This is a genomic window from Acetobacter pasteurianus, assembly GCF_009914215.2.
Classification (GTDB): domain Bacteria; phylum Pseudomonadota; class Alphaproteobacteria; order Acetobacterales; family Acetobacteraceae; genus Acetobacter; species Acetobacter pasteurianus.
The window spans coordinates 1,956,199-1,975,535 of record NZ_CP039846.2 but is presented as its reverse complement, the minus strand read 5'-3'; the positions used below and the strand labels follow the sequence as shown (position 1 = coordinate 1,975,535).

At 54.3% G+C, this 19,337-nt stretch carries 18 protein-coding genes; 11 read left to right on the top strand and 7 right to left on the bottom strand.

Annotated elements, in window-relative coordinates:
* Nucleotides 1–45 precede the first annotated feature (45 nt).
* Complete coding sequence (locus FCN51_RS22760; protein WP_160256943.1) at nucleotides 46–645, top strand: IMPACT family protein; 600 nt, start codon at nucleotides 46–48, stop codon at nucleotides 643–645.
* Here FCN51_RS22760 and FCN51_RS22755 read toward each other — a convergent pair.
* Nucleotides 642–1,046 carry a hypothetical protein gene (locus FCN51_RS22755; RefSeq protein WP_003623098.1) on the bottom strand — a complete coding sequence of 135 codons (405 nt, stop codon included), beginning with the start codon at nucleotides 1,044–1,046 and terminating at the stop codon, nucleotides 642–644. The genes FCN51_RS22760 and FCN51_RS22755 overlap by 4 nt on opposite strands.
* 291 nt (nucleotides 1,047–1,337) lie before the next feature.
* Here FCN51_RS22755 and FCN51_RS22750 point away from each other — a divergent pair, with 291 nt between their 5' ends.
* The 6 genes from FCN51_RS22750 to FCN51_RS22725 all read left to right on the top strand — a co-directional run bounded on the left by FCN51_RS22750 (nucleotide 1,338) and on the right by FCN51_RS22725 (nucleotide 7,827).
* Nucleotides 1,338–2,717 carry a class II 3-deoxy-7-phosphoheptulonate synthase gene (locus FCN51_RS22750; protein WP_014457128.1) on the top strand — a complete coding sequence of 460 codons (1,380 nt, stop codon included), beginning with the start codon at nucleotides 1,338–1,340 and terminating at the stop codon, nucleotides 2,715–2,717.
* A gap of 80 nt (nucleotides 2,718–2,797) precedes the next feature.
* On the top strand, nucleotides 2,798–4,045 hold the full coding sequence (locus FCN51_RS22745) for a nicotinate phosphoribosyltransferase (RefSeq protein ID WP_080986698.1): 1,248 nt from the start codon (nucleotides 2,798–2,800) through the stop codon (nucleotides 4,043–4,045).
* Nucleotides 4,042–4,461: a hypothetical protein gene (locus FCN51_RS22740; RefSeq protein ID WP_003623102.1), complete on the top strand. Its 420-nt coding sequence runs from the start codon at nucleotides 4,042–4,044 to the stop codon at nucleotides 4,459–4,461. Before FCN51_RS22745 ends, FCN51_RS22740 begins: the two co-directional genes overlap by 4 nt.
* Nucleotides 4,462–4,517: 56 nt before the next feature.
* A complete protein-coding gene (gltX, locus tag FCN51_RS22735) occupies nucleotides 4,518–5,846 on the top strand; it encodes a glutamate--tRNA ligase (RefSeq protein ID WP_160256942.1) in 1,329 nt (442 codons plus the stop codon).
* A gap of 12 nt (nucleotides 5,847–5,858) precedes the next feature.
* A complete protein-coding gene (locus FCN51_RS22730) occupies nucleotides 5,859–6,488 on the top strand; it encodes an isochorismatase family protein (protein WP_160256941.1) in 630 nt (209 codons plus the stop codon).
* A gap of 34 nt (nucleotides 6,489–6,522) precedes the next feature.
* The gene (locus FCN51_RS22725; RefSeq protein ID WP_160256940.1) at nucleotides 6,523–7,827 is read left to right on the top strand and encodes a lipoprotein pyruvate-formate lyase; all 1,305 of its coding nucleotides are present in this window, start codon (nucleotides 6,523–6,525) and stop codon (nucleotides 7,825–7,827) included.
* Nucleotides 7,828–7,832: 5 nt separating this feature from the next.
* On the opposite strand, the gene FCN51_RS22720 is transcribed toward FCN51_RS22725, so the two are convergent.
* Together FCN51_RS22720 and FCN51_RS22715 are read right to left on the bottom strand one after the other, a co-directional pair.
* On the bottom strand, nucleotides 7,833–10,205 hold the full coding sequence (locus FCN51_RS22720) for a heavy metal translocating P-type ATPase (RefSeq protein ID WP_160256939.1): 2,373 nt from the start codon (nucleotides 10,203–10,205) through the stop codon (nucleotides 7,833–7,835).
* A gap of 145 nt (nucleotides 10,206–10,350) precedes the next feature.
* A complete protein-coding gene (locus FCN51_RS22715; protein ID WP_003628524.1) occupies nucleotides 10,351–10,734 on the bottom strand; it encodes a hypothetical protein in 384 nt (127 codons plus the stop codon).
* A 64-nt stretch (nucleotides 10,735–10,798) separates the two neighbouring features.
* On the opposite strand from FCN51_RS22715, the gene FCN51_RS22710 reads away from it, so the two are divergent.
* On the top strand, nucleotides 10,799–12,544 hold the full coding sequence (locus FCN51_RS22710) for a copper resistance system multicopper oxidase (RefSeq protein WP_160256938.1): 1,746 nt from the start codon (nucleotides 10,799–10,801) through the stop codon (nucleotides 12,542–12,544).
* Complete coding sequence (locus FCN51_RS22705) at nucleotides 12,541–13,536, top strand: copper resistance protein B (RefSeq protein WP_160256937.1); 996 nt, start codon at nucleotides 12,541–12,543, stop codon at nucleotides 13,534–13,536. The genes FCN51_RS22710 and FCN51_RS22705 overlap by 4 nt, the downstream gene beginning before the upstream one ends.
* Nucleotides 13,537–13,619: 83 nt before the next feature.
* On the opposite strand, the gene ilvC is transcribed toward FCN51_RS22705, so the two are convergent.
* The 4 genes from ilvC to miaA form a co-directional block, all read right to left on the bottom strand.
* Nucleotides 13,620–14,639, bottom strand: coding sequence for a ketol-acid reductoisomerase (gene ilvC / locus FCN51_RS22700; RefSeq protein WP_035362122.1), 1,020 nt, complete (start codon nucleotides 14,637–14,639; stop codon nucleotides 13,620–13,622).
* 59 nt (nucleotides 14,640–14,698) lie between these two features.
* The gene (gene ilvN / locus FCN51_RS22695) at nucleotides 14,699–15,217 is read right to left on the bottom strand and encodes an acetolactate synthase small subunit (RefSeq protein ID WP_003628530.1); all 519 of its coding nucleotides are present in this window, start codon (nucleotides 15,215–15,217) and stop codon (nucleotides 14,699–14,701) included.
* Nucleotides 15,218–15,284: 67 nt separating this feature from the next.
* The gene (gene ilvB / locus FCN51_RS22690) at nucleotides 15,285–17,135 is read right to left on the bottom strand and encodes a biosynthetic-type acetolactate synthase large subunit (protein WP_201762572.1); all 1,851 of its coding nucleotides are present in this window, start codon (nucleotides 17,133–17,135) and stop codon (nucleotides 15,285–15,287) included.
* A gap of 14 nt (nucleotides 17,136–17,149) precedes the next feature.
* A complete protein-coding gene (gene miaA / locus FCN51_RS22685) occupies nucleotides 17,150–18,163 on the bottom strand; it encodes a tRNA (adenosine(37)-N6)-dimethylallyltransferase MiaA (protein ID WP_160256935.1) in 1,014 nt (337 codons plus the stop codon).
* A 30-nt stretch (nucleotides 18,164–18,193) separates the two neighbouring features.
* Here miaA and serB point away from each other — a divergent pair, with 30 nt between their 5' ends.
* Nucleotides 18,194–19,084, top strand: coding sequence for a phosphoserine phosphatase SerB (serB, locus tag FCN51_RS22680; RefSeq protein ID WP_160257183.1), 891 nt, complete (start codon nucleotides 18,194–18,196; stop codon nucleotides 19,082–19,084).
* Nucleotides 19,085–19,120: 36 nt separating this feature from the next.
* Nucleotides 19,121–19,315 (top strand): hypothetical protein, encoded by a 195-nt coding sequence (locus tag FCN51_RS22675; RefSeq protein WP_003623125.1) that lies wholly within the window; start codon nucleotides 19,121–19,123, stop codon nucleotides 19,313–19,315.
* The last annotated feature ends 22 nt before the right edge of the window (nucleotides 19,316–19,337 follow it).

Here is a 19,337-nt window from a genome sequence, read left to right as displayed (position 1 = left end):
GAATACATGTTTGCGGGGCTTTAGGCAGGCTGTATCATTAAGCGTATGACCGAAACGCTTCTCAGCCCCTTTACTCTGGAACGGGATATTAAAAAAAGCCGCTTTCTCGCCAGCGCTACGCCCATAAACAGCATAGAAGAGGCCGAAGCTTTTATCAGCCGTATTGCTACGGCGGGACCAGATGCCACACATCATTGCTGGGCATGGCAATTTGGCCCACACTGTCGCTGCCATGATGCTGGAGAGCCGTCGGGCACTGCCGGGCGGCCAATTTTACAGGTTGTTGTTGCACAAAAGCTTGATCGGGTTGCCATTGTGGTGTCGCGCTGGTTTGGCGGCATCAAGCTTGGGGCTGGCGGCCTTGTGCGTGCTTATGCAGGCACTGCCGCAGAATGTTTGCGCGAAGCCCCTAAAGAACCGCTGATAGACCGTATCAAGCTAAGCTTTCATTGCCCGTTTTCACTTATCGGGCTGTTACAGTCTCGCCTGTCTGAGTGGGGTGTTGAGACTGATACGCCGGACTTTGATGCTCTGGGCGCCCAGTTCGTTCTTATACTGCCCGCAGAATGGCAGGAAGACATCACCCAACGCATCACAGACCTGACGAATGGTCAGGCCCAGATACGCGTGGTGGAAGAAAATTAACGCGGGATAACCCATCCGTTACCGGTAGAATCCCCAACCTGCCCAGAACCAAACGGCCCGCTGCTTTGATAGGCAGAACCGTATTTGGAAATATCGGAGCCGGTTACCGAGTCACGGTGCACCTTGGCCAGATGATCTGGATCTGCACCATGTTGAAAATCCATGGACGGTGCATCCTGATACCCTGGCGGCAGGTTACGATGCCCATGCACTGTCTTCTTTTCAGAAGACTGGCTCTGCTGGCCATTGGAATCGAGGCTGCCAGAACCTTCAGCAAACGAAACATTATCATCAGGCATTAGGGCCGGATCTGCATAAGCCGCAGAAATACCAGCCATAAGGCCAAAACCAACACATATGCCCGAAAGCACCGTTACAAACGGTTTACGCAGCTGCGCCATTGCGCGTTACCCCGCGAAAAAATGAAAATTTACCCTGCCCGAAAAACCGTTCCAGCCGGGCTGTGCTGGTGCTATATTGCACCAACGTGGCAAAATGCCAAACCAAACGGCCATATGTCCGCCATACATTAACGGCAGGCGCGCGCGTTTGGCATAAAGATGAAATTTGCCTATTGCCGCTGTTTTAGACATAAAGGCTTCCCCTTGGCATCCGTACGCGGGTGCAAGGTGCTTTATGTCTCTTTATTCAACCTTTGACCTGACCACCCTTAAACTGACAGGAACCGCGTTATGAGTGCAACGCTCACCCAGCCCAACCCGACGTCTGCGACCTGGATGCCGGATAGCTGGCGTTCGTTTCCCGTAAAGCAGATTCCCAGTTATCCGGATCAGGCCGCGCTTAAAACGGTTGAAGACCGGCTGAGTTCCTATCCGCCGCTGGTGTTTGCCGGGGAAGTGCGCACCCTGCGCAACCATCTGGCGCAGGCCGCTACCGGGCAGGCTTTTGTGCTGCAGGGCGGCGCATGTGCTGAAAGCTTTGGTGAATTCAAAGCCAACATCGTGCGCGATACCTTCCGCGTACTGTTGCAGATGGCCGTAGTGCTGACATTTGGCGCCAAGGTGCCGGTTGTTAAAATTGGCCGTATGGCTGGCCAGTTCGCCAAGCCGCGCTCTTCCGATACGGAAACCGTAAATGGCGTAACCCTGCCATCTTACCGGGGTGACATTATCAACGGTTCAGACTTCACGCCTGAATCCCGCATTCCGGATCCTGCGCGGATGGAAACCGGCTACTTCCAGTCCACCGGTATCCAGAATCTGCTGCGTGCGTTCTCGCACGGTGGGTATGCCAACCTGCATCAGGTTCACCGCTGGAATCTAGGCTTTGTGGAGCGTTCTCCCCTTTCCAACCGTTACCGCGTAATGGCGGAACGCATTGGGGAAACGCTGGCATTCATGCAGGCCTGTGGGCTGAACGCCGCATCTGCCCCGCAGATTGATGAAACAGAGTTCTACACTTCTCACGAAGCACTGCTCCTGCCTTATGAGCAGGCCCTGACACGCATCGACTCGACATCTGGTGAATGGTACGATTGCTCCGCCCATTTTGTGTGGATTGGGGATCGGACCCGCCAGCCCGATGGCGCGCATGTGGAGTTCCTTCGTGGTGTGCGTAACCCTATCGGCATTAAGGTTGGCCCCACCACCAGCGTGGAAGACATTAAAAAGCTGGCAGAAATTCTGAACCCGAAAAACGAAGCCGGGCGTATTACGCTTATCTCTCGTATGGGTGCGGATAAGATTACAGAAAAACTGCCCCCGCTTATGCGGGCCGTAAAAGCAACCGGGCAGACTGTAACGTGGCTGACAGACCCCATGCACGGCAACACCACATCCACGCAGCAGAAGATTAAAACCCGTTCCTTCGATTCCATCGTGAAGGAAGTGAAAGGGTTCTTCGCTGTCTGTGCAGCAGAAAACGTGCCTGCTGGTGGCGTGCATCTGGAAATGACGGGCCAGAACGTAACAGAATGCGTAGGTGGTGCGCATTGCCTGACAGAAGAAGATCTGGGCAACCGTTACGAAACCTTCTGTGACCCGCGCCTGAATGCCGAACAGTCCTTGGAACTGGCATTCCTGATTGCGGAAGAACTCAAAAGCGAACGCTAAGGCAAACACGCTTTTATGAACTCAGCCTGAACATTCAGGCTGATCACAGAACCGGGGGGTGGGGTTTACCTTGCCCCCCGTTGTTCCCATCATCCCTGCAGCCCCAATGGCAGAAAGAGCAGATCAGGATGACGCATTCCTTCTCCAAACCTTCAGCAGGCGTCTGTTCCGCCCGCACAGCAGCACCGCTTTCCGATGCGGAAATTCGTGCGCGCACAGATTCCTACTTTAATCGTACCCGCCAGATTGTAAGCCGGTTTGGAGATTGTGAGGTTACATACGCCTTCTTTATCCGCCGTCCGGTTATCTCTGCTCCGGGTCTGATGCTGGAATGGCTTAAAAACGTTATGGCCCAGCGCCAAGCACCCTACACCGTAGATGTGGTGCACCCCGAAGGTGAATGGGTGGGTGCTGGTGAGCCGCTGGTTTACGTAACAGGCTCCTTTACCCATTTGGCCGATCTGGAAACACTGCTGCTACAAAAACTCGGTAGCCCATGTGTTGCGGCCCATCGCGCTTACCAGATGGCACTTTCCCTACCCCATACCCGCTTTTTGGCTATGGATGCCCGGCATTGCGCTGGCTATGAAATGCAGGAACTTATGGCGTATGCGGCCTCGGTTGGGGGGCGTGAAGCGCAGGAAAACGGGGCTATCGGGTTTGTAGGTACGGCAAATGATGCCGTAGCACCCTTTTTTGGGGGCACACATGGCGCAGGCACCATGCCTCATGCCTTAATTGGCTATGCAGGCTCTACCGTGCGTGCGGCTGAAATGTTCCATGCGGAATTCCCGCATACCGACCTTGTGGTGCTGGTTGATTACTTTGGGCAGGAAATTACAGACGCACTGGCCGTTTGCAATCGCTTCCCCAAACTGGCGGCAGAAGGCAAGCTGGCTGTCAGGCTGGATACGCATGGCGGCCGCTTTATGCAGGGGCTGAACCCGCAGGAATCCTATGCGGTGGTCAACCGTCATGCGCCTGAAGCACTGCGCCGTTATCGGTCTGATAAAGAACTGCGCTATCTGATTGGCACAGGTGTGTCTGCCGCAGCCATCTGGAAGATGCGTGAAGAACTGGACCATGCAGGCTTTCCGCACGTTAAAATTATTGCCTCATCTGGCTTCGGCGTGACCAAATGCGCCTGTATGGCAGATGCACACGCCCCTATTGATGTTGTTGGCACAGGCTCCTTTATTCCTGAACTGTGGAACGAAACCTACGCCACAGCCGATATTGTCTCCTACAACGGCGTTGAACGGGTAAAAATCGGGCGGGAATTCCTTCTTCCCTCCTTCCGCAAAACCACCAAAGGCGAACAGGCATGACCGAAAAAACCGATACCGAAGACAAAACATGGAAAGTTCGCATTCTGGATCTTTCTGGCGGTGCGGAAGATAACATTGTGGAAGATGTTGGCGTTTTTCATGATCTGGCCCACGCCAACGCATTTGCCCGCGCCTATGTGCGCGACAGTGTAGAACGCTGCCGCACCCCCGGTGCCAGCGCCAAAGATGTGCTGACAACGTGGTTCAGCTTTGGTGAAGATGCCGTTGTGCTGGATGCAGGTGAAGATGGCTGGCATTCTGCCAACGAGCTGGATGATTTTACTGCCCACCGCGCAACACCAATGGAACGAGACTGGCGTGCGCTGGATCCGCGCCGACTGGTGGAAGATAATGAAGACCTGACAGACCTTTACGGCACGCCAGACGATGCCGATAATGGTGGCCACCAGCACTAACACAGCATAACGCTGTGGCTGGCCTTTCCTGTTCATTCGCGCCATAAGCTTCTGTCATGAAACTCCGTTTTGCTCCCAGCCCTACCGGCCTCCTGCATGTTGGCAATGCCCGTCAGGCACTTGCCAATGCCCTTTACGCCCGCCGCCACGGTGGCCAATTCCAACTTCGTATTGATGATACGGACATCGGCCGCTCCCGCGAGGAGCTGGTGGAAGCTATCCAGAAAGATCTGCACTGGATGGGCATTCAGTGGGATGAAACCTTCCGGCAGACAGAACGGCTGGACCGCTACGCTGCGGCTATTGAGAAGCTGAAGGCTTCTGGACACCTTTACCCCTGCTTTGAAAGTGAGCAGGAGCTGGCCGCCAAGCGCGAAACACAGATCCGCCAGCGCCGCGCCCCGGTTTATGACCGCGCCATGCTGAAAATGACCCCCCAGCAGCGCGCACAGGCAGAAGCAAATGGTAAAGTGCCTTACTGGCGCTTTAAGCTCTCCAACACCACCGTGCGTTGGCGCGATATGGTAATGGGCGATTGCCAGGTTAAGCTTCCTTCTGTTTCAGACCCCGTTCTGGTGCGCACAGATGGCACGGTGCTGTACACACTGGCCTCTGTTGTGGATGATCTGGAAACAGGCATTACCCACATTATCCGTGGGGAAGACCATGTGACCAACACGGGCGTACAGATTGATATTGCCCAAGCCCTTGGCGCACATCCTGACCATTTCCGTTTTGCACATCTGCCACTGCTGCTTGATGAAAACGGAGGCAAGCTTTCCAAACGGTTTGATGCATGTTCCCTGCGTACATTCCGGCAGGACGGCATAGAAGCAACAGCACTGATCTCCTACCTTGCGCGCCTTGGTTCTTCGGATGATCCGGTGCTGCTTCCGTTTGATGAACAGGCCAAGATATACGATATCTCCCACATCTCCCGCTCTGCAGCACGGTTTGATACCCGCCAGCTTCTGGCCATGAACCATAAGCTGCTGGCCCAGACACCCTATGCAGATGTGGCTGACAGATTGCCTAAAGGCGCGACCGAAGCATTCTGGCTGGCTATTCGTGGGAATATCGAACTGCTTTCAGAAGCACGCCTGTGGCACAATGTAACGGATGGAGACATCATTCCCCCCGTGCAGGAAGGTGAAGATGAGTTCCTGAAAGAAGCTGCCAGCCTGTTGCCGCCTGAACCATGGGATGAAACCACATGGAAGGCATGGACAACCGCTGTGCGTGAAAAAACGGGCCGTTCTGGCAAAGCCCTGTTTCACCCCCTCCGCCTGGCTCTGACAGGGGAAGAACAAGGTCCGGAACTGCGTGACCTTCTGCCGTTAATTGGCCGCTCCCGCGCCTTGGCCCGGCTGCTTCCTTCTGCATAAAGAGTAACACACATGCCACTGCAATCCGCGCCTTTCCCTCCTGCCTTTATACCGGGCAAAACGGATGCGCTGATTGTGGTGGATGTGCAGAACGATTTTCTGCCAGATGGCGCCCTGCCTGTGCCCAAAGGCCATGCCATTGTGCCTGTTATCAGCAGATTGGTACATTTACCGTTTGGGTTGATCGTGACCTCGCAGGACTGGCACCCATCCGATCATGTTTCTTTCAAAACCACACATCAAAACGGGCTGTGGCCTCCGCATTGTGTAGCCAATACACACGGCGCAGACTTTCCCCAAGATTTACACCTGCCTGAACAGACCCTGCACCTGTTTAAAGGCGCACAATCCGATCAGGACAGCTACTCTGCTTTCGGGGCCCAAACACTGTCGGGCCAGTTGCTTGATGCTGTTTTAAAACAGCATGGCATCACGCGTGTTTTTGTGTGTGGCTTGGCATTGGAATACTGCGTGCAGGCCACAGCACTAGATGCGCAAAAAGCCGGATATACAACCGTGCTTCTTACAGATGCCACCCAAGGCCTAAAGGCTGACCCTACCCCCACTTTGACGGCCTGTCAGGCAAAAGGCATTTTGCTGTATTCTGGTTTACAATTACACATACCTTCTCCAACACGCTGAATTCATACCCTACGCAAACCAGCCAGAGGTTTTTATGCGTAACAGTCTTTCTCGCCGTCGTTTTGGTCTTTGCTGTGCTGGTATGGGCATTTCTGCTCTGGCTGGGCCACCCGTTGTTGCACGTGCAACATCTATTCCCGAACTGATGGAACGCGAACCGCCTATGCTGGAAACCCTTAAATGGGCACCGCATGTGCATAAGGCCATTCAGAACGTTATCAACGCCAATGGGCAATATTCCTCCACCTATAATCCGCAGCACCGGCCTTACGTGGTGGTGGACTGGAACAACACAGCTATTGTAGGCGATGTGCAGGAAACGCTGTTCCTTTACATGTTGGAACACTTCAGTTTTCTGATGCGTGCGGATGAATTCAGGCACCTTATCCACGTGCATGCATTTGCGCATCCCTTGCCCGCCCCATTTGTTAATATGGCCGGGCAACCTGTTTCCTTCCCGGTGCTGGTAGATGATCTGATAGAGGATTACCGTGCTCTGGCAGCCCGTTATGGGCACATGCCGCATCCGCTCCCGCGGGATGTGTTGGCAAAAGATATCACTCTGCAAGCTTTTCGGGCTAGAATGGCCTTTTGCCAACAAGCTGTTGCCGCACTGCATGGGCCAGAAGCGGCACAACGCTGGATGATACGGCTGGTAGCAGGACAGACAGCAGCAGATGTTATCGCCCTGAGCCGTGCCGCTAACGAATGGTGCCTTGGGGCTTCCATAACCACACAAACTTGGGAATGCCCGGCGGAACGCCCCGGCAAGGCAGGCGCGGTATCTGCCAAAGTTGTGCAGGCCCTGCGCCTTACGCCAGAAATGGCCAACCTGTTCCAGATATTGCAAGAACACGGGATAGACCCGGTTATCTGCACCTCCGGCATGGAGGATATTACGGCACTTTTCGCCACATCGGCAGAATATGGATACAACCTCCCGCGTGAGCACGTTTTTGGCGCACGTTTGGCCGAGCGTAAAAAAATCCTACTTTCTACCGAAGTCGCACGTTACCCCTTCCCGGCCGATGCTGGCAAAACAGCCATTATTCACAAATACTTTGTCGCAAAACGGCAGATGCCCCCGCTCATGATTTTTGCGGGAGAAGATTGCTCGGCGCATATGCTGGAAGCTTTTCCTGATAGCAAGCTGAACTGTCTGATAAACCGCAAACAATCTGCCCCCATGCAGAAGTTTTTGCAAAAAGCCGCACAATCTGCCTCAGACACCGCGCCCCGTCAGTTTTACCTGCAAGGGCGTGATGAAAACACAGGGGAATGGCTACCAGAAGAAGACAGCATCCTATTGGGGGAAACCAATCCTTCCCTCCCCACCTGATATTCTTAGGATTTGGGCTTCCACCGGTTCAGCAACAGGGAATTGCTGACTACAGAAACCGAACTCATTGCCATGGCGGCCCCTGCCAGAACCGGGTCCAGTTTACCAAGGGCAGCCAAAGGCAAACCAAGAATATTGTAAATAAAAGCAAAAAACAGGTTCTGCCATATTTTGGAAACCGTGGCGCGTGAGAGAGAAAGTGCATCCACCAAAGCCATCAGGTTGCTGCGCATCAGCACAACGTCAGCCGTTTCCAGGGCAATATCTGCCCCTGCACCTATGGCAAAACCAACATCGGCAGAGGCAAGAGCCGGGGCATCATTAATGCCATCGCCCACCATACCCACGCACTTGCCCTGCTCTTTCAGTTTACGAATTTCAGCCGCTTTGCCATCTGGCAGCACGCCGGCAATAACTGTTTTTATGCCCACCTTCTGGGCCACGGCCTGCGCAACACGGGCGTTATCCCCCGTAAGCATTACCACATCCAAGCCCTGCTGCTGCAGGGTGGCCACTGCTTCTTGCGCTTCTGGGCGGATCTGATCGGCCAGCGCAAACCACGCCAGAACCGTTTGCCCCTGCGCTACGCCCACAACTGTACGCCCCTGCTGCTGCCAGCTTTGGGTGAGGTCATGATCTATCGTGCAGCCAAGAGTGGCCAGATATGCAGGAGAACCCAACGCAATAGGGTGCCCCTGATATTCCGCCCTAACACCCTGCCCCGGCACAGCCTGAAAGCCAGATATCTCCGCCGCTGTAACATCCTGCACACGTGCATAATTCACAACAGCACGCGCTAACGGATGTTCAGATTGGCTTTCCAGCGCATATGCCAAGGCCAGTGCATCTTGCGCAGAAACATGCTCTGCCGCCTGAACATCCACAACGGCAGGCTGCCCTTGGGTTAAGGTGCCTGTTTTATCCACCACAAGCGTTGTGAGCTTACGTGTCTGTTCCAGTGCATCTGCATTACGGAACAAGATACCCGCACGTGCGCCCAACCCCGTGCCCACCATAATGGCAGTGGGTGTCGCCAACCCCAGAGAGCACGGGCAGGCAATGACCAGCACGGAAATAGCGTTAACAAGGCTTTGATCCCACACACCTGTTAGCAACCAGCCTGTAGCAAATGTCAGCACAGCCAGCGCCAGCACAACCGGCACAAAAACAGATGCCACTTTATCTGCCAGCCGCTGCACACTGGCTTTGCTGCCCTGTGCCTGCTCTACCATATGCACAATGCCTGCCAGAACTGTCTGGCTACCAATGCCGGTTACTTTGGCACGCAGGGCACCTGTCTGGTTTAAGGTGCCTGCAAACACGTTAGCACCGGCCTGCTTGGCAACAGGCACACTCTCACCCGTCAGCATGGCCTCGTTCACATCCGATGCGCCAGAAAGCACAACGCCATCTACCGGAATACTCTCACCGGGGCGTACCAGAAACACGTTGCCCACTTGTAGTTGTTCTACGTGTTCATCCGTTATCTGCCCTGCGCGTTCAACATGCGCTGTCCTGGGCTGAAGCCGCAGCAGGCTCTCCATACCGGCCCCTGCGCGCGCTTTGGCACGGGCCTCCAACAAACGGCCCAGCAATACCAGCGTAATGACCAGTGCGCTGGCCTCAAAATAAACAGGCTGATCTAGCCCGAACAGCACCACAACCGCGCTGAAGCCATAGGCAATACTGGTGCCCAAAACCACCAGCACATCCATGGTGGCTGCACCGCTACGTAATGCGTGCCATGCCCCCGCATAAAAGGAGCGGCCACACCAAAACTGCACCACAGTAGCCAAAACAAGCTGCACCCATAGCGGCAACATAACCGCATGGTGTGCGCCTGCCATCATGCCCACCATTTCCAGCAGAAATGGCAGGCTTAAAACCGCAGCCAGCACAAAGCCCGTAAGTGCCGTGCGCCATTCCTTCTGCCGCTGATGTTTGGCTTCTTCCGCTGTTTTCTGTTGGAAGACAGTCGCGCCATATCCGGCTTTTTCTACCGCTGCTATCAACGCCTGCGCGGTGACGATGCCGGGCACAAAGGTAACGTGTGCACGCTCGGTCGCCAGATTAACGTTTGCATGCACGGATGGCAGGGCGTTCAGCACCTTTTCCACCCGTCCGGCACAGCCTGCGCAAGAAAGCCCTGTCAGAGCCAGATCCACGCTAGATGTCTGTGCCCCAAACCCGGCTTTGGTAACGGCGTCCAATATATCCGTTACGTTGCTTGCACCTGCCCCCAGATCAACCTGTGCCTTGGCCGTTGCAAAATTAACGGAGGCCTGCACCCCCTCCAGCCTGTTCAGCACTTTTTCCAGCCGGGTAGCGCATGCGGCGCAGGACATCCCTTCTACCGGGAAACTGATTGTCTGGCTCATTCACCCTACTCCGCCTGTAACTGCTACGCCTACGCACCGCACCAAAACGCCACTATGATACGCCTTCCTGCTTTGCAGGACATTTTCTTGCTCTCATATACACATTGCAGATATGGTGGCGAGATGATGGATCGCATCCTGCCTTTCAGAAAAATTCTGAGCGGCCTGCTTTTTGTAGCAGTGCTGGTGGGCCTGCATGCGCTTTTACCGGGTAAGGTATTTGCATCTGCCCACGCCATGACGAACTGGCACACAGGCGTACAATCTGCCGAGTGCCATTCTCATGGCTCCATGAACATGCCGATGGAACATCATGCCGCACCCGCACATGCTGCCCATTGTGCACTGCAAAACCATACACACCATCATCAACAGCATTGTTGCCAACCTGACTGCTTTGCATCCGGGCTTTCTGCGCTTCTGCCTTACACGCCTGCGCATGAAGCCGCGTGGCAAATGCCAGCGCACCGGTTGCGCAGGAATGTTCTCTTTCTGCCAGATTACACAGCAGATCCCCTACTAAGACCACCCAAACTGCATAACGCCTGATTTTTCGTACGCTTTAATCAGTCGGTCTGCGCGTTCTTATATGCGTGCAGCATGATGCAGAATGGACAATACCCATGCATATTCCCCCTGTTTTGAAAGGGAGAAATGTGTCTCGTCGGCAGTTTATAACTGGCGGCAGCGCATTGGCAGCCCTGTATGCCCTTAAGCCACCCAAACAGGTTTTTGCTTCTGCCCACACATCCGGAATTGTGCCCCAAAACGCCAGCAACACCTTTGATCTGACAATCGGCTGGGCGAATGTAAATATTCTGGACAAACCACAGCGCGTGCCCACCATGAATGGCGGTGTACCCGGCCCCATCCTGCGGTGGCGTGAAGGCGATGATTTACGCCTGAACATCCATAATACATTGGACGAAACAACCTCCATCCACTGGCATGGCATCCGCTGCCCGGCACATATGGATGGCGTGCCGGGGCTAAGCTTTGCCGGAATTGAACCCGGCGCACGCTTTACCTATCGCTTTCCTGTAAAACAGAGCGGCACATACTGGTATCACAGCCACTCCAACATGCAGGAAGCTATGGGGCTGTATGGGGCCATTGTGATTGACCCCAAGGAGCCAGACCCCAATAGTTATGACCGGGATTACGTCATCCTGCTTTCAGATTGGTCTGATGTGGCACCGCACACCATCATCAACAAACTGAAGTTTCAGGATGACTACTATAATTTCCGGCAACGCACGGCTGTTTCGTTCTTTCATGATGCCAAGAAATCCGGCGTGTGGCCGACACTAAAAGACCGCATGCAGTGGGCTGGCATGAACATGTCCGCCACGGATATTTCAGACGTAAGCGGCATTATCTACACATATCTGATGAACGGCTGCGCCCCGGCTGCGAACTGGACCGGTATTTTTAAACCCGGTGAACGCATCAGGCTGCGGTTTATCAACGCTTCCGCCATGACCTTTTACGATATCCGCATTCCCGGCCTCCAGATGGATATCATTCAGGCGGATGGAAATAATGTTGAACCCGTGCGGGTAGATGAATTCCGCATTGGTGTGGCTGAAACGTATGATTGCATTGTGCAGCCGCAAAACGATCAGGCCTACACCATTTTTGCCCAAAGTGAGGACAGAACCGGCTACGCCCGCGGCACGCTTGCCCCTCATTCCGGCATGAGCGCACCTGTTCCCCCCATGGATGAACGGCCCGTACGCACCATGGTGGATATGGGTATGGCCATGCACGGAGGACACGATATGGGTGGCATGAAGATGCACGATATGCCCATGCACTCGGGCCCCAAAGCACATGCCCCGCCTTTGAATGTAGAAAACCAGAACCGTGCCGCCATGCCGATCAATCGTCTAGCAGACCCCGGTGACGGCTTACAAAACAACGGCCGACGGGTTCTGACATACGCAGACCTGCGCGCCACCCACCCCGCCACAGATCAACGCCCGCCATCGCGCGAGATCATGTTGCACCTTACCGGCAACATGGAACGTTATATCTGGGGGTTTGATGGCAAAAAGTTCTCGGAAGCCGAACCTATCCCGTTGCGTTTGGGTGAACGAGTGCGCTTTACCCTGATAAATGACACCATGATGGAGCACCCCATCCATCTGCATGGTTTGTGGAGTGAGCTGGAAAACGGGAACGGCCTGTACAACCCGATAAAACACACCATTATTGTGCAACCAGGCGGAAAGCTGAGCTATCTGGTTTCTGCCGATACACCGGGTTTATGGGCTTTTCACTGCCACCTGCTTTACCACATGGATTTGGGCATGTTCCGCACGGTGGTGGTGTCATGAAAACATGTTTGAACCACCAATATATTTCTCGTTTTTTACTTTTGGGCATGTCCGCTCTGCTTATGGCATCTGTGGTTACGCCGCAGGCCAAAGCGGCTTCTATGAACCATGCAGGTATGGAAGGCATGGATGATATGGATATGGGCGACATGGACATGCCAGCCCCAAAACCTAAGCCCCAGCAAAGCTTAAATCCGGCCCAACATTCCGGGCACACCATCGTACCCAACAAAAGCACTACGGCGGCCACTTCTGCCTACCCACCCGTAACGCCCAGTGCCCAGTGGCCTGCAACGCCGCCACCTGTGCCTAAAGTACATTACGTGCAGCACATCCATCCGGTTATGGACCACAACACATATTTCCATGCTCTTTTGGAACAGTTTGAAGGCCGATACACGCCGGGTAACAGCCTGTTTAGGTATTCTGGCCAAGCGTGGTTTGGCACGGATTACAACAAGTTCTGGGTGAAGTCTGAAGGCGTGCTAGATGGCCACCGTCGTTTTTCAGATGGTGATCATGAGTTCTTTTATGACCGAGCCATTTCCACCTATTTTGATGTGCAGGCTGGCATCCGGTTAGATGTGGATAGCGGCCCTACGCGCGCATGGGGTGCCGTAGGCGTGCAAGGATTGGCGCTTTACTTTTTTGATGTTTCCGCCACGGCGTATTTCAACAACACAGGTGTAGCAGGCAAACTGGAAGGCTCTTACGACTTCCTGATAACCAACCGCCTGATTTTACAGCCGCAAGCCGAGCTGAACTTCTATTCTCATGCAGACCCGGAACGTGGTGTCAGCCGGGGTTTTTCAGACATAGATGCAGGTTTACGCCTGCGTTATGAGTTCAAACGCCAGATTGCCCCTTATATTGCCGTAACCTATGCCGGGCATTACGGCAGCACCGCCAGCGTAGCCAGAAATAACACACGCATGGCAGAAAATGGACCAGAGGATTTACGTTTTACCTTTGGTATTCGCTCATGGTTTTAACCTTACGATAACCCCTAAATAGAAAAAGCCCTGCCACACATTTGGTGGCAGGGCTTTTTGCTACGGCTAACGCCAGAACTGAATTAGTTCTTGGTTTTGTCAACCAGACGGGATTTTGCAATCCACGGCATCATGCCACGCAGTTTTTCACCAACGGCTTCAATCTGGTGCGCATCGTTACGTGCACGTGTGGCTTTGAAGAACACGTTGCCGGACTGGTTTTCCAGCACGAAGTTACGCACAAACGTACCGTTCTGGATGTCCGTCAGGATACCCTTCATGGCTTTTTTGGTTTCCGGCGTAATCACGCGCGGGCCAGACACGTATTCACCATACTCAGCTGTGTTGGAGATGGAGTAGTTCATGTTGGCAATGCCGCCTTCGTAGATCAGATCCACGATCAGCTTCATTTCGTGCAGGCATTCGAAGTATGCCATTTCCGGTGCATAACCACCTTCAACCAGCGTTTCAAAGCCAGCGCGGATCAGTTCAACCAGACCGCCGCACAGAACTGCCTGTTCACCAAAGAGATCGGTTTCAACTTCTTCCTTGAAGGAAGTTTCGATCGTGCCAGCGCGGCCACCACCAATGGCGGAAGCATAGGACAGAGCAATGTCCAGAGCCTTGCCAGACTTATCCTGTGCAATAGCAACCAGGCAGGGCACGCCGCCGCCACGCTGATATTCTGAACGCACGGTGTGGCCAGGGCCTTTTGGTGCAATCAGGAACACGTCCAGATCAGGGCGTGCTTCAATCAGGCGGAAGTGGATGGACAGACCATGAGCAAATGCCAGAGCGGCACCCTGCTTCAGGTTCTTTTCCAGAGATTCTTTGTAAAGAGCGCCCTGGCCTTCATCCGGCGTCAGCACCATAACCACGTCTGCCCATGCGGCAGCCTGGTCTGGGGTCATGACGGTGAAGCCAGCAGCCTTGGCTTTTTCAACTGCTGAGGAGCTTTCACGCAGGCCGATTACAACCTCTTTCACGCCGCTGTCCTTCAGGTTGTTAGCGTGGGCATGGCCCTGGCTACCATAACCAATAATGGCAACCTTTTTGGATTTAATCAGATTCACATCGGCGTCACGGTCGTAATACACGCGCATTGCCATGGTTTTTGCTCCTTTTAGCAAGCCGGAATAGCTTTTCCGGCTTTTCTCATACTTCAGATGCTCTGAATTGTCTGCGGTCCGCGGCAAATGGAGGCCACGCCTGTGCGCGAAACCTCAGCCAGCCCAAGCGGACGCATCAGCTCGATAAAACTGTCCAGCTTTTCTGTAGAGCCAGTCAGTTCAAACACAAAAGAACTTGCCGTGGTGTCCACCGCCCGTGCACGAAATGCCTGTGCAATCCGCAGGGCCTCCGTGCGTGGTTCGCCAGAGGAAACCACTTTTACCAACGCCATTTCCCGCGCCACATACGGGCCTTCTGCCGTAAGGTCCACAACACGGGATACGGGCACCACACGCGCAATCTGGGCACGTATCTGGCGAATGGCGGAAGGTGTGCCGGTTGTCACCACATTCACGCGGGATGTGGTCTGGTTTTCATCAACCGGGGCTACTGTCAGGCTCTGGATGTTGTATCCACGGCCAGAAAACAGCTCCACAATACGGGCCAGCGCACCGCTTTCATTATCCACCAAAAGAGAGATAACGGCAGAACCGGAAATTTCCTGCTGCATTGTCAGTGTATCCTGAAATCAGACTGGAAGAAGAAAGAAACCTCTTGGGGGAAAAACCCAACCGGTCTCAGACCAGCATCTGCCCTTCTTTGGTAATCTTGGCTCCGCTTTCTCCCTGCTCTGGCCCCAAAATCATTTCATTATGGGCAGCACCAGAGGGAATCATGGGGAAGCAGTTTTCACCTTCCGCCACGCAGATATCCACAATCACCGGTCCATCATGCGCCAGTGCCTGCCGGATGGTATCATCCAACTGGCTCAACTGCGTCACCCGCATGCCCGTGCCGTGGAAGCTTTCTGCCAGCTTTACAAAATCTGGCAGCGCATCGCTGTAGCTTTCAGAATACCGAGAACCATGCAGCAGTTCCTGCCACTGGCGCACCATGCCCATGTAGTGGTTGTTGATAATGAAGATTTTTACCGGCAGGCGATACTGCGCAATGGTGCCCAGTTCCTGAATGTTCATCAGGGTGGAAGCTTCACCGGCAATATCCATCACCAATGCATCGGGATGCGCAATCTGCGCGCCAACGGCTGCTGGCAAGCCATAGCCCATGGTGCCCAGACCACCAGATGTGAGCCAGCGATTGGGATGATCAAACTGGAAGAACTGCGCAGCCCACATCTGATGCTGCCCAACTTCGGTTGAAACATAGGTATCCCGCCCAGTTTCACGCGCCAGTTCATAAATACGGAGAATAGCCTGCTGGGGCTTGATAACTGCATCTGGTGCCTGATCCTGCGTAAAGCGCAGGCAATCCAGCGCACGCCACGCATCAATCCGGCTCCACCATTCAGCCAATTCGTTCTGATGCGTGTAGGCGGGTTCTTTTTCCCATTCCTCAATCATCATGGCGATGGTTTCACCCACATCACCAATAATGGCTTCATCTACGTGGATGATCTTGTTGATCTGTGCCGGATCAATATCCGCATGGATTTTGAAGGATGTTGGAGAAAACGCATCCACACGCCCGGTCACACGGTCATCAAACCGGCTACCCAGTGCAATCAGCACATCGCAATCATGCGTGGCCAGATTGGCTTCGTAGGTGCCGTGCATCCCCAACATGCCCAGAAACTGGGAATCGGTGCCCGGATAAGCCCCAAGGCCCATCAGCGTAGAAGTGATGGGAAAGCCCGTCATCTTCACCAGCTTGCGCAGGGCCTCACTGGCCTGCGGACCAGAATTGATAATGCCGCCACCTGTGTAAAACAGTGGGCGCTTGGCATTTTTCATGGCCTTTACGGCACGGGCCACAGCATCCTTATCTGGCTTGGTCTGCGTTCTTTCCGTACGCGGTGCAATTTCCTGAGCGTCCATATAGGGCGCATCACCCACGGTGATATTCTTAGGCAGATCAATCAGCACCGGGCCGGGACGACCAGAACGCGCAATAGCAAAGGCCTCGTGCACTGTTGGCGCCAGATCTTCGGGCTTGCGCACCAGATAATTGTATTTGGTAACAGGCCGCGTAATGCCGGTGGTATCTGCTTCCTGAAACGCATCATAGCCAATCAAGCTTGTTGGCACCTGCCCAGACAGACACACCAGCGGGATGGAATCCATCATGGCGTCCAGCAAGCCAGTTACGGCGTTTGTGGCACCCGGACCGCTGGTGACCAGCACAACCCCTACCTTGCCGGTAGAACGCGCATAAGCCTCTGCGGCATGAACAGCCGCCTGCTCGTGCCTTACCAGCACGTGGCGAATCTGGTTTTGCTTAAACAGAGCATCATAAATGGGCAGGACCGCCCCGCCTGGGTATCCGAAAATAACTTCCACACCCTGCTCAGCCAGCGCGCGCATAAGGACTTCCGCACCAGAAAGAGCTGGTGTGTTCCGTGCGTCTGATGGTGCCGAAGCAGCTTGAAGTGTCATGTCATCCTCTCTTCCCGGAAATGGGACAGGCGGCATCTTTAGGCCTCGAATCAGGCAGCGTCAATCCCAGAGAGAACGAAAGATACAATTTCTTCGTATTTTCTTTCCGAAAATTGCGCAAAATCAGAAAAAGATGCATTAACTGTGCATTCCAAGCCCTTTTTTGCCAAACTGTGGTGCGCAAACCACGTTGCCTGCCGCTTTGTATAGCGCCCTGTAGCTTGCACTGCGCGTTGCGTAGCTTCTTGCTCGGTTATCTCTCCACGCAGCATGGCAGAAAGTTCTGGCACACCATGCGCACGCATGGCTGGCAGGCTGGTATCGAGCTTTCGGGCAAGCAACGCCTGCACCTCCGCCACGGCACCATTGCGCAGCATGTTCTCAAACCTTGCCGCAATGCGTGCCCGTAGTTCCGCACGTTCAGGATTCAGGCGAACAGCTACAAACCGACAGGTAGCAGGCGGCAAGCCGGGCTGTTTGTGCCACCATGTTAGCCCATGCCCTGTGCCACGCCAGACTTCCCACGCGCGTGAAACACGTTGGGAATCCACGGGCCTCAGGCGGCTGGCTGTTTCAGGGTCCACTTCCATCAGTCGGGCATGCAAAGCAGGTGCGCCATACTGCACCACACTTTGGCGGGCTTCCTGCCGCGCCTCTTCCCCAGTATCCGGAATAATGGCCAAGCCATTGGTAAGCGCGTGCAAATACATGCCGGTGCCCCCGCATAAAATGGGCAAACGGTTTTGCACCCATGCCTGCTGCATGCACGCCAAAGCTTGCTCTCGCCACCATGCCACACTGCCTTTTTCTTCCGCTGGCAGCGCACCATACAGCCGGTGTGGCGCAAGCTGTTCGTCCTCCGCGCTGGGGCGGGCCGTTAAAATATGGAGGTCCTTATAAACCTGCATGGAATCGGCATTGATAATCTCGCCATTCAATCTGCGGGCCAATGCCAGTGCCAGAGCGGATTTGCCGGAACAGGTTGGCCCGGCCACAATAAGTGCTGCGGGCAGGTTGGCGGAAGCATCCGCAAGTCTGCCCATATGGTGTTCTGCTTGCCTCATGCCTGCATTCCTGCCACACACCCCTTTGCCATGACGAGCCTTGTTCTGACCCTTGTTGCCCAGCGTGAGGCAACCACCCTTGATAGCGCCACCATTGCACTGGTGCGCGACATTCTTGCCACCAATGCAGAAGCCACTGTGCTTTCAGCGGGGGAAGCTGTTGATATTCCTTGCCCGGAAAATGCAGCCAGCAAACTGGCTGCCGTGCGGGAAGCGCTGAATACCCTGCCCATAGATATTGTGCTGACACATACAGCCACGCGCCGCAAAAAGCTGCTGGTTTCCGATATGGACAGCACCATTGTTGCCAATGAAACATTGGATGATGTGGCAACCCATGCCGGTATTGGTGAAAAAATAGCCGCCATTACCTCACGCTCCATGAATGGTGAGCTGGATTTTGCGACATCCCTACGTGAACGCGTGGCCCTGTTGAAGGGACTTCCGGCCTCCCTGCTGGAAAAAGCGTGGAAGGACGTCAAACTCAACTCTGGCGCGCGTGAACTGGTGCAGACCATGCATGCCCACGGTGCTTACACGGCGCTGGTTTCTGGTGGTTTTACCTATTTTACCTCCAAGGTGGCCGCACTGTGCGGGTTTGATGAAAACCATGCCAACACGCTCCTTTTTGATGCAGAAGATTGCCTGACAGGCGCAACCGGCCAACCTATTCTAGGCCCAGATGCAAAGCTGAGCCTGCTGGAAAAGCTGACAACTACGCACAACCTGCCCACAGAAGCCACGCTGGCTATTGGTGATGGGGCGAATGATCTGCCCATGCTGCGCAAGGCTGGTTTAGGTATGGCATTTTATGCCAAACCGGTTGTGCGCAAGGAAATTGCAGCCCAGATCAACCATACATCCCTGCGCACAGCTCTGTTTGCGCAAGGGTATCCTGCTTCTGCATTTATCAGGGACTAAACATTAGATTTGGCATGACGGCGTAAGGAAAAGATTATGCAGTTTGATCCGCGTGATATTTCAACTTACCCCATCGTCCGTACAATCTGCGTGATTGTTGGGTGTGGGTTGGTAGCTTACTGCTTTGTCTTTTACCTTAACCTGCCGCCAGATACGCCAGAACACGTTATGCGCCATGTTGCCGCACTTATTGTGGGCACGCTTATCCTGCTTGGATCTATCTGGATTTAAAATTGCGTGGCACAAATGGCGT

Bases quoted from the DNA above. Each gene is read 5' to 3' on its own strand.
- ilvB (WP_201762572.1), bottom strand. From the start codon at position 17,135: ATGCCGCCTGTCCCATTTCCGGGAAGAGAGGATGACATGACACTTCAA.
- FCN51_RS22720 (WP_160256939.1), bottom strand. From the start codon at position 10,205: ATGAGCCAGACAATCAGTTTCCCGGTAGAAGGGATGTCCTGCGCCGCA.
- FCN51_RS22705 (WP_160256937.1), top strand. From the start codon at position 12,541: ATGAAAACATGTTTGAACCACCAATATATTTCTCGTTTTTTACTTTTG.
- FCN51_RS22760 (WP_160256943.1), top strand. From the start codon at position 46: ATGACCGAAACGCTTCTCAGCCCCTTTACTCTGGAACGGGATATTAAA.
- ilvN (WP_003628530.1), bottom strand. From the start codon at position 15,217: ATGCAGCAGGAAATTTCCGGTTCTGCCGTTATCTCTCTTTTGGTGGAT.
- FCN51_RS22730 (WP_160256941.1), top strand. From the start codon at position 5,859: ATGCCACTGCAATCCGCGCCTTTCCCTCCTGCCTTTATACCGGGCAAA.
- serB (WP_160257183.1), top strand. From the start codon at position 18,194: ATGACGAGCCTTGTTCTGACCCTTGTTGCCCAGCGTGAGGCAACCACC.
- FCN51_RS22675 (WP_003623125.1), top strand. From the start codon at position 19,121: ATGCAGTTTGATCCGCGTGATATTTCAACTTACCCCATCGTCCGTACA.
- FCN51_RS22725 (WP_160256940.1), top strand. From the start codon at position 6,523: ATGCGTAACAGTCTTTCTCGCCGTCGTTTTGGTCTTTGCTGTGCTGGT.
- FCN51_RS22755 (WP_003623098.1), bottom strand. From the start codon at position 1,046: ATGGCGCAGCTGCGTAAACCGTTTGTAACGGTGCTTTCGGGCATATGT.
- FCN51_RS22740 (WP_003623102.1), top strand. From the start codon at position 4,042: ATGACCGAAAAAACCGATACCGAAGACAAAACATGGAAAGTTCGCATT.
- ilvC (WP_035362122.1), bottom strand. From the start codon at position 14,639: ATGCGCGTGTATTACGACCGTGACGCCGATGTGAATCTGATTAAATCC.
- miaA (WP_160256935.1), bottom strand. From the start codon at position 18,163: ATGAGGCAAGCAGAACACCATATGGGCAGACTTGCGGATGCTTCCGCC.
- FCN51_RS22750 (WP_014457128.1), top strand. From the start codon at position 1,338: ATGAGTGCAACGCTCACCCAGCCCAACCCGACGTCTGCGACCTGGATG.
- gltX (WP_160256942.1), top strand. From the start codon at position 4,518: ATGAAACTCCGTTTTGCTCCCAGCCCTACCGGCCTCCTGCATGTTGGC.